The sequence below is a fragment of the Streptacidiphilus alkalitolerans genome (assembly GCF_042511045.1).
GTDB classification, from domain to species: domain Bacteria; phylum Actinomycetota; class Actinomycetes; order Streptomycetales; family Streptomycetaceae; genus Streptacidiphilus; species Streptacidiphilus alkalitolerans.
In genome coordinates this window covers 172991-186211 of sequence record NZ_JBHEZX010000010.1, presented here as the reverse complement: position 1 = coordinate 186211, position 13221 = coordinate 172991, and the positions used below count along the sequence as shown (strand labels likewise).

13 protein-coding genes are annotated in these 13221 nt (G+C 70.8%); 2 read left to right on the top strand and 11 right to left on the bottom strand.

The window, feature by feature from the left end; genetic code table 11:
* Positions 1-50: 50 nt before the first annotated feature.
* Positions 51-443, bottom strand: coding sequence for an SCO5389 family protein (locus ACEZDG_RS23175; RefSeq protein ID WP_380512638.1), 393 nt, complete (start codon positions 441-443; stop codon positions 51-53).
* 424 nt (positions 444-867) lie between these two features.
* On the opposite strand from ACEZDG_RS23175, the gene nucS reads away from it, so the two are divergent.
* Positions 868-1527, top strand: a complete 660-nt coding sequence (gene nucS, locus ACEZDG_RS23170; RefSeq protein ID WP_380512636.1) for an endonuclease NucS — start codon at positions 868-870, stop codon at positions 1525-1527.
* A gap of 27 nt (positions 1528-1554) precedes the next feature.
* On the opposite strand, the gene ACEZDG_RS23165 is transcribed toward nucS, so the two are convergent.
* From ACEZDG_RS23165 to ACEZDG_RS23155, 3 genes are all read right to left on the bottom strand, one after another.
* Positions 1555-4065, bottom strand: coding sequence for an ATP-binding protein (locus ACEZDG_RS23165; protein WP_380512634.1), 2511 nt, complete (start codon positions 4063-4065; stop codon positions 1555-1557).
* A gap of 92 nt (positions 4066-4157) precedes the next feature.
* On the bottom strand, positions 4158-4484 hold the full coding sequence (locus ACEZDG_RS23160) for an anti-sigma factor antagonist (protein WP_380512633.1): 327 nt from the start codon (positions 4482-4484) through the stop codon (positions 4158-4160).
* A 136-nt stretch (positions 4485-4620) separates the two neighbouring features.
* Positions 4621-5475, bottom strand: a complete 855-nt coding sequence (locus tag ACEZDG_RS23155) for a 3-hydroxyacyl-CoA dehydrogenase family protein (protein ID WP_380512631.1) — start codon at positions 5473-5475, stop codon at positions 4621-4623.
* Positions 5476-5621: 146 nt separating this feature from the next.
* On the opposite strand from ACEZDG_RS23155, the gene ACEZDG_RS23150 reads away from it, so the two are divergent.
* A complete protein-coding gene (locus ACEZDG_RS23150; RefSeq protein ID WP_380512630.1) occupies positions 5622-5954 on the top strand; it encodes a hypothetical protein in 333 nt (110 codons plus the stop codon).
* Positions 5955-5997: 43 nt separating this feature from the next.
* Here the strand turns inward: ACEZDG_RS23150 and murA are convergent, their stop codons facing one another.
* The 7 genes from murA to atpA all read right to left on the bottom strand — a co-directional run bounded on the left by murA (position 5998) and on the right by atpA (position 13116).
* Positions 5998-7302, bottom strand: coding sequence for a UDP-N-acetylglucosamine 1-carboxyvinyltransferase (gene murA / locus ACEZDG_RS23145; protein WP_380512628.1), 1305 nt, complete (start codon positions 7300-7302; stop codon positions 5998-6000).
* Between the two features lie 27 nt (positions 7303-7329).
* Positions 7330-7902, bottom strand: coding sequence for a cob(I)yrinic acid a,c-diamide adenosyltransferase (locus tag ACEZDG_RS23140; protein ID WP_380512626.1), 573 nt, complete (start codon positions 7900-7902; stop codon positions 7330-7332).
* Positions 7903-7922: 20 nt separating this feature from the next.
* Entirely contained in the window at positions 7923-8447 is a 525-nt protein-coding gene (locus ACEZDG_RS23135; RefSeq protein ID WP_380512624.1) for a DUF2550 domain-containing protein, read from the bottom strand.
* A 178-nt stretch (positions 8448-8625) separates the two neighbouring features.
* Positions 8626-8997, bottom strand: coding sequence for a F0F1 ATP synthase subunit epsilon (locus ACEZDG_RS23130; protein ID WP_380512622.1), 372 nt, complete (start codon positions 8995-8997; stop codon positions 8626-8628).
* A gap of 153 nt (positions 8998-9150) precedes the next feature.
* Entirely contained in the window at positions 9151-10596 is a 1446-nt protein-coding gene (atpD, locus tag ACEZDG_RS23125) for a F0F1 ATP synthase subunit beta (RefSeq protein ID WP_380512620.1), read from the bottom strand.
* A gap of 4 nt (positions 10597-10600) precedes the next feature.
* Entirely contained in the window at positions 10601-11512 is a 912-nt protein-coding gene (locus ACEZDG_RS23120) for a F0F1 ATP synthase subunit gamma (RefSeq protein WP_380512619.1), read from the bottom strand.
* Positions 11513-11541: 29 nt separating this feature from the next.
* On the bottom strand, positions 11542-13116 hold the full coding sequence (gene atpA, locus ACEZDG_RS23115) for a F0F1 ATP synthase subunit alpha (RefSeq protein ID WP_380512617.1): 1575 nt from the start codon (positions 13114-13116) through the stop codon (positions 11542-11544).
* Between the last annotated feature and the right edge of the window lie 105 nt (positions 13117-13221).

Below are 13221 nucleotides of genomic sequence, written 5' to 3'. Positions count from 1 at the left end.
GCGCTGCCCCGCCGACGCAGGGGGGACCGTCGGCGGGTGTACGCAGTACCTCAGCAGTCCCTCAGTTCCTCGGACTGATTCAGGAGTTGGGCCCGGACCGAGGTGAACAGCGCATACCTGGCCTCGGAACCGGGGCCGGGCGGGAACACCGCCACCCGGTGGCAGTTCTGGAACGCCAGGCGGACACCGAAGTGCCGCTCCAACGATCCCCGGATCGCATCACTCGCCATCGCGCGGAGCAACTGGCCACGGGCCTGCTCCGAGGGAGGCGGTACCTGGTTGTCGGCGAACTCGCTGCCGTCGACCTTCTGCTGGGCGACCAACGAGCTGATCAGGGCCCAGGCATAGGGCAGTGAACTACGGACGCAGTCGACGAATTCCCTCTCGTCGACCTCGCCTCGCTCGGCCTTTTCGAGCAGGGCCGGTGAGACGTCGAGCGACATGGGTTCTCCTCTCGCATGCCTCGCGGGCCGGGCGGCCCACTGAGGTGGTGCTGCTCTGTGCGAAGGGTGCTGCATCGCTCCCTGTCGGGGGCACGCGTAGGGAACAGCGTCCCAGGGAATATGCCTAGTTGGGGCGGAACCATACATTCCGCCTCGATACGACCCAGATCAGGTCGATCGACCCGGGAGGAACCGGTCATTTGCATCCGGAACCCCCCTCCGCAACACCTCGTGACTCACCGTAGGCCAGTAGACACAGGAGCACCAGAATGCCGTGTACGGAACAAGCCATCACGGCAGGTGGCGGCCTGCGCTCCGCGACCCTTTCACCAAGCAAACGCTCCCTCTACCCAATCGGACCCCTGGCAGCGCGTTCCTCTTCCGAATCGCTCCGAATGGCCCTCGTGGGCTAGCGTGGTCGGCCGTGCGTCTCGTAATTGCCCGCTGCTCAGTCGACTACGCAGGCCGGCTCACCGCCCACCTGCCGTCCGCCCCGCGGCTCATCCTGGTGAAATCCGACGGTTCCGTCGCCATTCACTCCGATGACCGCGCCTACAAGCCTCTCAACTGGATGTCTCCGCCCTGCACCCTCAAGGAGGGCGACGGGCAGTGGACGGTCGAGAACAAGGCCGGAGAGAAGCTCATCATCACCCTGGAGGAGGTCATGCTCGACTCCTCGCACGAACTCGGGATCGATCCCGGACTGATCAAAGATGGCGTGGAAGCGCACCTCCAGGAGCTGCTCGCCGACCGGATGGAGGTGCTCGGCGCCGGCTGGACCCTTATCCGGCGGGAGTACCCCACCGCGATCGGCCCGGTGGACATCCTCTGCCGGGACGACTCCGGCACCACCGTCGCGGTGGAGATCAAGCGCCGCGGCGACATCGACGGGGTGGAGCAGCTCACCCGCTACCTCGAACTGCTGAACCGCGACTCGCTGCTGGCCCCGGTGAAGGGGGTCTTCGCGGCGCAGCAGATCAAGCCGCAGGCACGGGTACTGGCCCTGGACCGCGGCATCAGCTGCGTCGTGCTCGACTACGACGGGCTGCGCGGGATCGAGGACGACAAGCTCAAACTGTTCTGAGCGGCACCGGATCCCCGGTGTCCCCGATCAGACGATCGGGGACACCGGGGATCCCGACTGCGACGGCAGCGGCGCCGAGGCCGAGCCGGTGACCGGGCCGCTGCTGCTGCTGTCCGAGGGCGTCGGAGTCGGCGTATCGGTCGGCGTCGGCGACACACTGGTCGGCGGCGGGGTCGAATTCGTGTGGGTCGGCTTGGGCGTCTTGCTCGGCGTCCCGCCGTGGGTCGGCGGCATAGTGATCGTCGCGCTGGGGCTGAGGCTCGGGCTGGTCGGCCCGGTGCCCTGCCCTCCGGGGTCGGACTGCTGTCCGCCCGGATCGGCCGAACCGCCGCCGGGGCCGGACGGGCTCGCCGTCGAGGACGGGCTGCCGGCCGGGGCCGCCGCCCCGCTGTCCGTGGCCGTGGGCACCGGGTCGCTGCTGCTGCCGGGGTCGGCCGCACCGGTGTCGCCCACCGCGGGCGCCACGGTCATCCCGGTGCCGGCGCCGACCTTGCCGAACGCGCCCACGCCCAGCGCGACCGCCGCGCCGAGCACTCCCATCAGCACCACACCGACCACCGCGAGCACGATCTGACGCCGGGTCGCCCCCGGCTCGTCGGTCCGGCGGAAGGGCAACACCCGGCGCAGCCCGCCGATGCCGGGGCCGTTCCGCCCGGCCAGGACCACGGTGCGCCCGGGGAGCAGCGTGCCGACGTGGTCCAGCTGCCGCAGCGCCCGGCGCCCGCTCGCGGTGCCGCGGCTGTCGCCGAGCGCGCCGCGCAGCGCGACCGAGGCCTCCAGTTCGGCGCGGGAGCGGTCGTGCGCGCCCACGCAGAGCGCGAGCACACCCAACTCGTGGTGGAACCAGGCCTCCTCGGCCACGGCGGCGGTCGCCCGCGCGGACTCAAGGCCGAACCGCAGCGACCGCTCCCAGGCGCCCCAGCGCAGCCCCAGCGCGAAGGCGGGGGCGCAGGCGCGGGCCAGCAGCACCACCTGGTGGTGCCGGCCGTGCTCGCGGTCCGCGTGCATCACCGCGAGCAGGACCTCGGCCTCGGCCGCGATCTGCTCCTCCGTCACCGAGGCGTGGCCGGTCCACCAGGCGAAGTGCTGGGCCGCGTTGTGGGCGCTGTCGGCGCCGGGCCACTCGTCGGCGAGCAGTTGCGCGACTCCGCCGACCAGGCGGTGGTGCCGGGTGCCGACCGGGGTGGCCAGACCGGCCGCGACCAGTTCCTCCAGCGCTTCCTCGCCGTGGCCGACGTCGATCAGCGCGGGCAGGTGCGGGGCGCTCGGGATCTCGCCGCCGAGGGCGGTGGCGAGGCCCAGGGTGCGCCGTGCGCCCTGGCTGAGGCCGCGGGAGATCCGGACCGCGGGGGCCGCGCTCTCGGCCACCGAGGGCAGCGGCACCGGGTCGACCAGCGGCGCCTCGTCGTCCCTGCCGTGCTGGCTCAGATAGGCCTCGAAGCCGCCCGGGGTGGGCTGCTGCCGGGCCGGTGACAGGTCGCCCCGGGGGACGGTCGGCTGGAACGGCGCGGCCTCGATCGCCGCGGGCCCGGCCCACTCCGGGCCGGGCACTCCCGCCGCCATGGCCTCGATCGCCGACTCGCGGTGCCGCAGCAGCGCGGCGGCCTGGACGAAGCGCAGCGGCAGGCCCTCGGACTCGAACCAGAGGTCCACCGCCCAGGCCCGCTCGGTCTCGTCCAGCGAGCGCCCGGCCAGGCGGGCCAGCAGGGCCAGCGAGGACTGCCGGGAGAGCCCGGGCAGCCGGGTGTCCTCCAGCCGGGCGCCGACCTTCGAGTTGGCGCTCAGCGGCGTGGCGGTCGCGGTGGTGGAGGTGATCAGGAAGGAGCTCTCCGGGGCGACCGCGAGCAGTTCCTCCAGCGTCTCGCCGCTGAACTCCACGTCGTCGATGACGACGATGGCGCAGAGCTCGCGCAGCAGCTCGGGCAGCTGCACCCGGCCCGGGCGGTAGCCGGGCGCCTGGTGGGTGGCGCTGAACAGGTCCTGCAGCAGGTCGCCGGAGGTACGGGCGTAGCCGGTGAGCCGGACCACCCCGGCCGGGGCGAGCCCGGAGCAGGCGGTGGCGACGGCGTCCAGGATGGCCGAGCGGCCGGAGCCCTGCGGGCCGATCAGCCGGACCGAGCGCCCCTGCAGCAGCAGTCCGCGCAGCCGCTCGCAGAGCGCGTCCCGCTCCAGCAGGCCGCTGGCGACCCGGGGCCGGACGGTCGGGTCCGCGGGCACGGCGGTGACCTGGGGACGGAGTCCGGGCGGGCAGTCGGCCGCGGTACTGCCGTCGGGGGCGTTGACCGCGAGCTGGAGTTCCCCGGTGAACACGGTCCCGGTACGGGCGCTGCCGTCCGCGGCGGTCTCGACCTGCGGGAGCTCCACGGGTGCGGGCGCCACTCTGACGAGTTCGGTCGACGCCGTGCCGCGCGGGAGCACCGGCAGGTTCACGGTGGAATCGGACGGGGATATTCGAGTGGGTGCAGGCGACTCGGTGTTGTACGAGGGGCGGTCGGCCGAGCCGTCCCCGTCACCTTCGCCCAGAGTGGGTAGATTCATTATCCTCTTTCGCCCCCGGAGCTTTGCATACTCTTCCGCACGCGGTGGTCCGAGGCGAGAGGGGGCGGCCATACCGTTATGGGAAAGTCATCTTACGAAGGCGCGGAAACCGCCGCTTCGGGGACATAGCCCTCGATTGCGAGGATGCGGTGCAGCCGGGTCGCCACCAGCAGCCGCTGCAGCTGGGCCGGGACGCCGCGCAGCACCAGCCGCCGGCCGCCGCGCCCGGCCCGGCGGTGGGTGCCCATGATCACACCGAGGCCGGTGGCGTCCCAGGAGTCCAGCAGCGACAGGTCGAGCACCAGGTCGCCGTCCCCGTAGTCGACGGCCCGGTGCAGGACGGAGCGGGCATCGGCCGCGGTGCGCACATCGAGGCGTCCCTCGATGGCGAGCTGGGTCTGGTCACCCCTGATCCGCATGCGCGCTCCCAATGGAATAGCTGTTGAACCGATGCTTCTCTCATCTGACGCGGAAGCAGGTGTCCGGGTTGCTGGCCACGGCGACATCCGAGGTGAATTCACCCCTTCGGGTGAGCATTTTCCTTCTCGGTTCGCACTATTTTTCGTAACTGTAGAAACCCTGACCGCTCTTGCGGCCGAGGTCCCCCGCGGTGACCATGCGCGCCATGATCTCCGGCGGCGCGAACTTCTCGTCCTGGGTCTCGTCGTAGATGTTCCTGGCGGCGTGCAGCAGGATGTCCACCCCGGTCAGGTCGGCGGTGGCGAGCGGGCCCATCGCGTGGCCGAAGCCGAGCCGGCAGGCGGTGTCGATGTCCTCCGCCGAGGCCACGCCGGACTCGTAGAGCTTCACCGCCTCCACCACCAGCGCCGAGATCAGCCGGGTGGTGACGAAGCCGGCGACGTCGCGGTTCACCACCACACAGGTCTTGCCGACGCCCTCGGCGAACTCCCGCGCGGCGGCCAGGGTCTCGTCACTGGTCTTGTAGCCGCGCACCAGCTCGCAGAGCTGCATCATCGGCACCGGCGAGAAGAAGTGCACCCCCACCACGGACTCCGGACGCTCCGTCACCGCGGCGATCCTGGTGATCGGGATGGCCGAGGTGTTGGTCGCCAGCACCGCGCCCGGGCGGACGATCCGGTCCAGCGCCCGGAACAGCTCCTGCTTGACCTCCAGTTGCTCGAACACCGCCTCCACCACCAGGTCGGCGTCGGCCACCGCGTCCAGGTCGGTGCTGGTGGTGATCCGGGCCAGCGCGGCCTCGGCCTCCGCGGCGGTGAGCTTCCCCTTGGCGGTGAAGCGCTCGTAGGAGGAGCGGATCCCGGCGAGCCCGCGCTCCAGCGCAGCGTCCGTCACATCGCGCAGCACCACCTGGTACCCCGCCTGCGCGGAGACCTGGGCGATACCGGAGCCCATCAGGCCGGCTCCGACGACGGCGATCTGCTTGGCCACGGTGGTACCCCTTGCATCTGTGTGGAGGGACGGCGCTGTCCTGTTTGAGAATCTAACGTCGCAGGTGCCTCCAGGGCGACGGGAAGCCGTCTTCCAGTGGCGAAGCTCACGCTCGATAATGCTGGGGAGAACAAAGGGGCAGCATCGTGGGCAGAATCTATCCGGTCATCCAACTGGCCCTCCCCTTCGCGGTCCTGGGCATCCTGGTGCTGCTGCTGCGCTGGACCTGGAGCCCGCGCAAGGGGCGCTCGCTGGTCCCGCGTACGCCCCGGCGGGGTGCGCCGGACGAGTACGGGCTGCTGGTCGCCGTCGCCGCACCGGCCGACGACGCCGAGACCGGGCGGCTGACCGCACGGCTGGACGCGGCCGGGATCCGCTGGACCCTGGTCGACACCACCCAGGGCCGGCGGCTGATGGTCTGGCCGGACGCCGCCCCCAGCGCCCGCAGACTGCTGCGCGACACCGGCGCGGCGCCCTGACCGGGCCGGGCCGCACCGGCCGCCGTAGGGCGGCGGCCGGACCCTAGGGCAGCAGCACGACGTCCGGGTCGGGCTCCCGGCCGACCTCCGCGCCCAGCGCGTTCAGCTGCTCCACCAGGCCGGCGTAGCCGCGGTCGATGTGGTGGATCTCGGAGACCAGGGTCACGCCCTCGGCCACCAGGCCGGCCAGCACCAGGCCCATCCCGGCCCGTACGTCGGTCGCCCGGACGGGGGCGCCGGAGAGCCGGGGAACCCCCCGCAGCACCGCGTGGTGCCCGTCCGTGCGGACCTGGCCGCCGAGCCGGGCCAGCTCCTGCAGGAAGACGAAGCGGGCCTCGAAGATGTTCTCGGTGATCATCGAGACGCCCTCGGCGACCGCGTTCAGCGCGGCGAACTGCGGCTGCAGGTCGGTGGCGAAGCCCGGGTAGGGCAGGGTCACCACGTCCACCGCCTTCGGCCGGCGGTCCATCACCACCCGGAAGCCGTCCGGGACCAGGCTGACCTCGGCCCCGCAGGCGGTGATCTTGTCCAGGGCGATCCGCAGGTGCTCGGCCCTGGCGTGCTCGACGGTGATGTCCCCCTGGGTCATCGCCGCCGCCACCGCGAAGGTCCCGGCCACGATCCGGTCCGGGACCGTCTCGTAGGCCACCGGCGACAGCTTCGGCACGCCCTGCACCTCGATGGTGGAGCTGCCGGCCCCGCCGATCTTCGCGCCCATCGCCTCCAGCATCAGGCACAGGTCGACGATCTCCGGCTCCCGGGCGGCGTTGTCGATCACCGTGGCGCCCTCCGCCAGCACCGCCGCCATCAGGATGTTCTCGGTCGCGCCGACGCTGGGGAAGTCCAGCTCCACCGAGGTCCCGACCAGCCCGCCGGGCGCCGAGGCGACCAGGAAGCCGTGCTCATTGGTGATCACCGCGCCCAGCTTGGTCAGCCCGTCGATGTGCATGTCCAGGCCGCGCGAGCCGATCGCGTCCCCGCCCGGACGGGCCACCCGCACCTGCCCGCAGCGGGCCAGCAGCGGGCCCAGCACCGCGATGGAGGCCCGCATCATCCGCACCAGGTCGTAGTCGGCCTCGTGCCCCGGCTCGGCCGGGACGTCGATGACCGCCGTGCCGCTGTGGTGCCCCGGCAGGGCGGACCACTCCAGCGTCACCGTGCAGCCCATCCGCCGCAGCAGCTCCGCCATGATCTCCACGTCGAGGATCCGCGGCAGGTTCCCCAGCCGGGTCCGCCCCTCGGCCAGCAGCGAGGCCGCCATCAGCTTCAACGCGCTGTTCTTCGCGCCCGGCACGCGCACCCGCCCCGCGAGCCTCGCGCCGCCCACCACCCGCAACCGTTCCGTCATTCTTGGCATCGTACGGGTGACGCTGCCTCAGCGGTTCTCCCCCGGCACCCACAGCACGTCGCCGACCTCCTTGTTGGCCGTCCTGGCCAGGATGAAGAGCAGGTCGGAGAGCCGGTTGAGATAGGTCGCGGTGAGCGGGTTGACGCTGTCCCCGTGCGCCTCGATCGCCGCCCAGGTGCTGCGCTCGGCCCGGCGGACCACAGTGCAGGCCACGTGCAGGTAGGCGGCGCCGGGGGTGCCGCCGGGGAGGATGAAGCTGCGGAGCTTCTCCAGGTCCTCGAGGAAGCGGTCGCAGTCCTGCTCAAGACGGTCCACGTAGGACTGCAGCACCCGCAGCGGGGGGTACTCCGGCTCCGGCACCACCGGGGTGGCCAGGTCGGCGCCCACGTCGAAGAGGTCGTTCTGGATCCGGGTCAGCACGGTGGCCAGTTCGTCGGTGAGCCCGCCGCAGGCGATGGCCACACCGATCGCCGCGTTGGCCTCGTTGCTGTCCGCGTAGGCGGCGAGCCGCGGGTCGGTCTTCCGGGTCCGGCTCATGTCGCCGAGAGCGGTGGTGCCGTCGTCGCCGGTCCGGGTGTAGATGCGCGTGAGGTTGACCATACGGCCGAGCCTAGGCCCTCTCAGGCGACGTTGACCCGCTGTCCGGGCGGGGCGGCCTCGAGCCAGGCCAGGAAGCCGGTCAGGGCGTCCTCGCTCATCGCCAGCTCCACCGGCTCGCCGGCGTGCAGACAGGTCAGCACGACCGCGTTGGAGAGCAGCGCCAGCTCCTCCTGCCCCTGCGGGGTGCGCCGGTGCAGTACCTCGATCCGGGAGCGCTTGAGCACCTTGCGCGGCCGGGGGGCGTAGCTGAAGACCCGGAACCACTCCACCGAGTCGTGGTTGTAGCGGCCGATGCCGAACACCCAGCCCTGGCCGCCGTTGTCGGCCGAGGCCGGGGCGGGCGCGGAGCCGGAGGGCAGCGGGGCGTCCGGGTCCACCGGCGGCGGGTCGCCGACCGGGACGACCGGCACTGGGATCCGGAGCCGGGCCGAGCAGTCGAAGGTGCCGCCGGCCCGCTGGATCAGCCGTCGGCGCACCGCGAAGGCGCCGAGCCCGCACAGGGCGGCCAGCAGCACCGCAACGACGATCACCACCGCGAGTTCCACGCGCTGCCACCTCCCTCGCCCGTCGGCCCATGTGCCTTTTCAACGGCCGTCGCGCCCCGGGGGTAACTCTCGTTCTCCCGTGCGATCCAGCGCTTGCGAATACACCGGTCCCGGGCCACTCGCGTGCCCCGGGACCGGTCGTGCGGGTCGGCCGACGGCGACCCCGGAAGGCTTGCGCCTAGCGGGACGCAGCCGCCTGGAGCCGCACCGAGGCCCGGCGCGCGGCGCCCGCCTCGGCATCGGCCTTGGCCGCGTTCAGAGCCCGCTCGGCCCGCTCGACGTCGATCTCGTCGGCGAGTTCGGCGACCTCCGCCAGCAGCGACAGCTTGTTGTCCGCGAAGGACAGGAAGCCGCCGTGCACCGCGGCGATCACCGTGGTGCCGTCCGCCTGGCGGATGGTCACCGGGTCGGACTCCAGCACCCCGAGCACGGGCGTGTGCCCGGCCTGGATGCCGATGTCACCGGACTTGGTACGGGCAAGGACGATCGTGGCCTCGCCCGACCAGACCTTGCGGTCGGCCGCGACCAGCTCGACGTGCAGCTCAGCCACAGTGGGCTCCTCGGTCTTGATGCCCGTGCCGTAAAGCCCGGGTTGCGGAAAGAATAACGGGCCACTCGATCAGTCGTGCAATCGGGTGGGGGTACGGACGAGGGGCGGTCCCGTACGGGGCCGCCCCTCAGCACCGGGCCCATCCAGGAAGGACTACTTCTTGGCGAGCTCGGCGGCGTTGCGCTCCAGGTCGTCGATGCCACCGCACATGAAGAAGGCCTGCTCCGGGGTGGAGTCGTACTTCCCGTCGGCGATCGCGTTGAACGCGTGGATGGTCTCCTCGAGCGGGACCGTCGAGCCCTCGACACCGGTGAACTGCTTCGCCACGTAGGTGTTCTGGGACAGGAAGCGCTCGATCCGGCGGGCGCGGTAGACGGTGACCTTGTCCTCTTCGCTCAGCTCGTCGATGCCGAGGATCGCGATGATGTCCTGGAGGTCCTTGTACTTCTGCAGGATCCCCTTGACCCGGACCGCCGTCTCGTAGTGGTCCGCCGCGATGTAGCGGGGGTCCAGGATCCGGGACGTCGAGTCCAGCGGGTCGACCGCCGGGTAGATGCCCTTCTCGGAGATCGGACGGGAGAGCACCGTCAGCGCGTCGAGGTGGGCGAAGGTGGTGGCCGGGGCCGGGTCGGTCAGGTCGTCCGCGGGGACGTAGATCGCCTGCATCGAGGTGATCGAGTGACCGCGGGTCGAGGTGATGCGCTCCTGGAGGAGGCCCATCTCGTCGGCCAGGTTCGGCTGGTAGCCCACCGCGGAGGGCATCCGGCCGAGCAAGGTCGACACCTCGGAACCGGCCTGGGTGAACCGGAAGATGTTGTCGATGAACAGCAGCACGTCCTGGCCGACCACGTCGCGGAAGTACTCCGCCATGGTGAGGGCCGAGAGCGCGACCCGGAGACGGGTGCCCGGGGGCTCGTCCATCTGGCCGAAGACCAGGGCGGTCTTGTCGAGGACGCCCGAGTCCTTCATCTCCTCGATGAGGTCGTTGCCCTCGCGGGTACGCTCACCGACACCGGCGAAGACCGACACACCACCGAAGTTCTCGGCGACGCGGTAGATCATCTCCTGGATCAGGACGGTCTTGCCCACGCCGGCGCCGCCGAACAGGCCGATCTTCCCACCCTGCACGTACGGGGTGAGCAGGTCGATGACCTTGATGCCGGTCTCGAACATCTCGGTCTTGGACTCGAGCTGGTCGAAGCGCGGGGCGACCCGGTGGATCGGCCAGCGGGTGGTGACCGAGGCCTCGAACTCCTCGCGGTCCGCGTTCAGCACCTCACCGAGGGCGTTGAAGACCTTGCCCTTGGTGATGTCGCCAACCGGAACCGAGATCGCGTCGCCGGTGTCGGTGACGCCGGCCCCGCGCTGCAGACCGTCGGTCGGCTGCATGGAGATGGCGCGGACCAGGCCGTCGCCGAGGTGCTGGGCGACCTCGAGGGTCAGGATCTTGCGGCCGGTACCGTCCGGCGCGTCGATCTCGACCTTGAGGGCGTTGAACATCGCCGGCATGGCGTCGACGGAGAATTCCACGTCGACGACCGGCCCGATGACCCGCGCGACACGGCCGGTGGCCGTCGCGGTCTCAACAGTGGCAGTCATGTGTCTAGTCACTCCCCGCGTTCGCGTCGGCCAGGGCGGTAGCGCCACCGACGATCTCGCTGATTTCCTGGGTGATCTCGGCCTGTCGGGCCGAGTTGGCGCGTCGCGAAAGCGACTTGATGAGGTCGCCCGCGTTGTCGGTCGCACTCTTCATCGCACGACGCCGGGCGGCGTGCTCCGAGGCGGCCGACTGCAGCAGCGCGTTGTAGATCCTGCTCTCGACGTACCGCGGCAGCAGGGCGTCCAGGACGCCCTCCACCGACGGCTCGAAGTCGTACAGCGGGAAGGGGCCGTGCTCCTTCGCCGCGGCCTGCGTCTCCTCCAGCTTGAGCGGGAGGAGGCGCACATCCACCGGGTTCTGCGTGAGCATCGAGACGAACTCGGTCGAGACCACGTACAGCTCGTCCACGCCGCCCTCCGCCGTCTCCGTCACGAAGGCGTCGATCAGACCGGCCGAGACCGTCTTGGCGTCCTGGTAGGTCGGCTTGTCCGAGAAGCCGGTCCACGAGGCCGCGACCGGCATCTCGCGGAAGGCGTAGAAGCCCACGCCCTTGCGGCCGACCATGAACGTGACGACCTCCTTGCCCTCCGCCTTCAGGCGGGCCGACAGTGCGACGGCCTGCTTGATGGCGTTGGAGGAGTAGCCGCCGGCCAGACCGCGGTCGGCGGTGACCACCAGCACCCCGGCCCGGACCGGGTTCTCCGGCTCCGTCGTCACCGGGTGCTTGGCGTTGGACCTCGTCGCGACCGCGGTCACCGCACGGGTGAGCTCGTCCGCGTAGGGGGAGGAGGCGGCCACCGCGCGCTGCGCCTTCATGATGCGCGACGCGGAGATCATCTCCATCGCCTTGGTGATCTTCTTCGTCGCGGTGACAGAGCGGATCCGGCGCTTGTAGACCCGAAGCTGTGCTCCCATGGGTCAGTTACCGTCCTTTCCGTCTCTCGTCAGGCCGAGTCGCCGAGGAGCGCGCCCTGGGACGTGGTGAACTCCTGCTTGAACGAGGTGATGGCCTCGGTCAGCGAGGTGATCGTGCCGTCCTCGAGCTTGCTGGTCTCCACGATGGTGGTCAGGACGTTCTTGTGCTCGCGGCGCAGGTAGTCGAGGAACTCGCGCTCGAACTTGCGGATGTCCGCGACCGGGACGTTGTCCAGCTGGCCGGTGGTGCCGGCCCAGATCGAGACGACCTGCTCCTCGACCGGGAAGGGCTGGTACTGGCCCTGCTTGAGCAGCTCCACCATCCGGGCGCCGCGCTCCAGCTGGGCCTTGGAGGCCGAGTCCAGGTCGGAACCGAAGGCGGCGAACGCCTCCAGCTCGCGGTACTGGGCCAGGTCCAGGCGCAGGCGTCCGGCCACCGACTTCATGGCCTTGATCTGCGCGGAGCCACCGACGCGGGAGACCGAGATACCGACGTTCACGGCCGGGCGGATGCCCGAGTTGAACAGGTCGGACTCCAGGAAGCACTGGCCGTCGGTGATCGAGATCACGTTGGTGGGGATGTACGCCGAGACGTCGTTGGCCTTGGTCTCGATGATCGGCAGACCGGTCATCGAGCCCGCGCCCAGCTCGTCCGACAGCTTGGCGCAGCGCTCCAGCAGACGGGAGTGCAGGTAGAACACGTCGCCGGGGTAGGCCTCGCGGCCCGGCGGGCGGCGCAGCAGCAGCGACACGGCGCGGTATGCCTCGGCCTGCTTCGACAGGTCGTCGAAGACGATGAGGACGTGCTTGCCGTCGTACATCCACTCCTGGCCGATGGCCGAACCGGTGTACGGGGCAAGGTACTTGAAGCCGGCCGGGTCGGACGCCGGGGCGGCCACGATGGTGGTGTACTCCAGCGCGCCCGCCTCCTCCAGCGCACCGCGCACGGAGGCGATGGTGGAGCCCTTCTGGCCGATGGCGACGTAGATGCAGCGGACCTGCTTCTTCGGGTCGCCCGAGCGCCAGTTGTCGCGCTGGTTGATGATCGCGTCGATCGCCACCGCGGTCTTGCCGGTCTGGCGGTCGCCGATGATCAGCTGGCGCTGGCCGCGGCCGATCGGGGTCATCGCGTCGATGGCCTTGATGCCGGTCTGCAGCGGCTCGTGCACCGACTTGCGGACCATGACGCCGGGGGCCTGCAGTTCCAGGGCGCGACGGCCGCTGGACTCGATCTCGCCGAGGCCGTCGATCGGCTGGCCCAGCGGGTCGACCACGCGGCCGAGGTAGCCCTCGCCCACGGGGACCGACAGCACCTCGCCGGTACGGCGGACCGTCTGGCCCTCCTCGATTGCGCTGTACTCGCCGAGGACGACGACACCGATCTCGCGGGTGTCGAGGTTCAGTGCGAGGCCGAGGGTTCCGTCCTCGAACTTCAGCAGTTCGTTCGCCATGACCGAGGGCAGGCCCTCGACCCGGGCGATGCCGTCAGCCGTGTAGGTGACAGTGCCGACCTCTTCACGCGAGGCGGCGTCCGGCTGGTACGACTGGACGAAGTTGTCCAGCGCGTCCCGGATCTCCTCCGGCCGGATCGTGAGCTCCGCCATCTGGGTTCCCTGCTCTCCTAGTTGCGATCCTCGGCCCGCCCGTGGAGGGCCGCAAGTATTCGACTCTCGGCCAGCATGTCCACTGACCGTACAAACCGACCGAGG

Coding starts and splice junctions, on each gene's coding strand:
- ACEZDG_RS23175 (WP_380512638.1), bottom strand. CDS start 443: ATGTCGCTCGACGTCTCACCGGCCCTGCTCGAAAAGGCCGAGCGAGGC.
- ACEZDG_RS23165 (WP_380512634.1), bottom strand. CDS start 4,065: ATGAATCTACCCACTCTGGGCGAAGGTGACGGGGACGGCTCGGCCGAC.
- ACEZDG_RS23160 (WP_380512633.1), bottom strand. CDS start 4,484: ATGCGGATCAGGGGTGACCAGACCCAGCTCGCCATCGAGGGACGCCTC.
- murA (WP_380512628.1), bottom strand. CDS start 7,302: ATGACGGAACGGTTGCGGGTGGTGGGCGGCGCGAGGCTCGCGGGGCGG.
- ACEZDG_RS23140 (WP_380512626.1), bottom strand. CDS start 7,902: ATGGTCAACCTCACGCGCATCTACACCCGGACCGGCGACGACGGCACC.
- atpD (WP_380512620.1), bottom strand. CDS start 10,596: ATGACTGCCACTGTTGAGACCGCGACGGCCACCGGCCGTGTCGCGCGG.
- ACEZDG_RS23120 (WP_380512619.1), bottom strand. CDS start 11,512: ATGGGAGCACAGCTTCGGGTCTACAAGCGCCGGATCCGCTCTGTCACC.
- atpA (WP_380512617.1), bottom strand. CDS start 13,116: ATGGCGGAGCTCACGATCCGGCCGGAGGAGATCCGGGACGCGCTGGAC.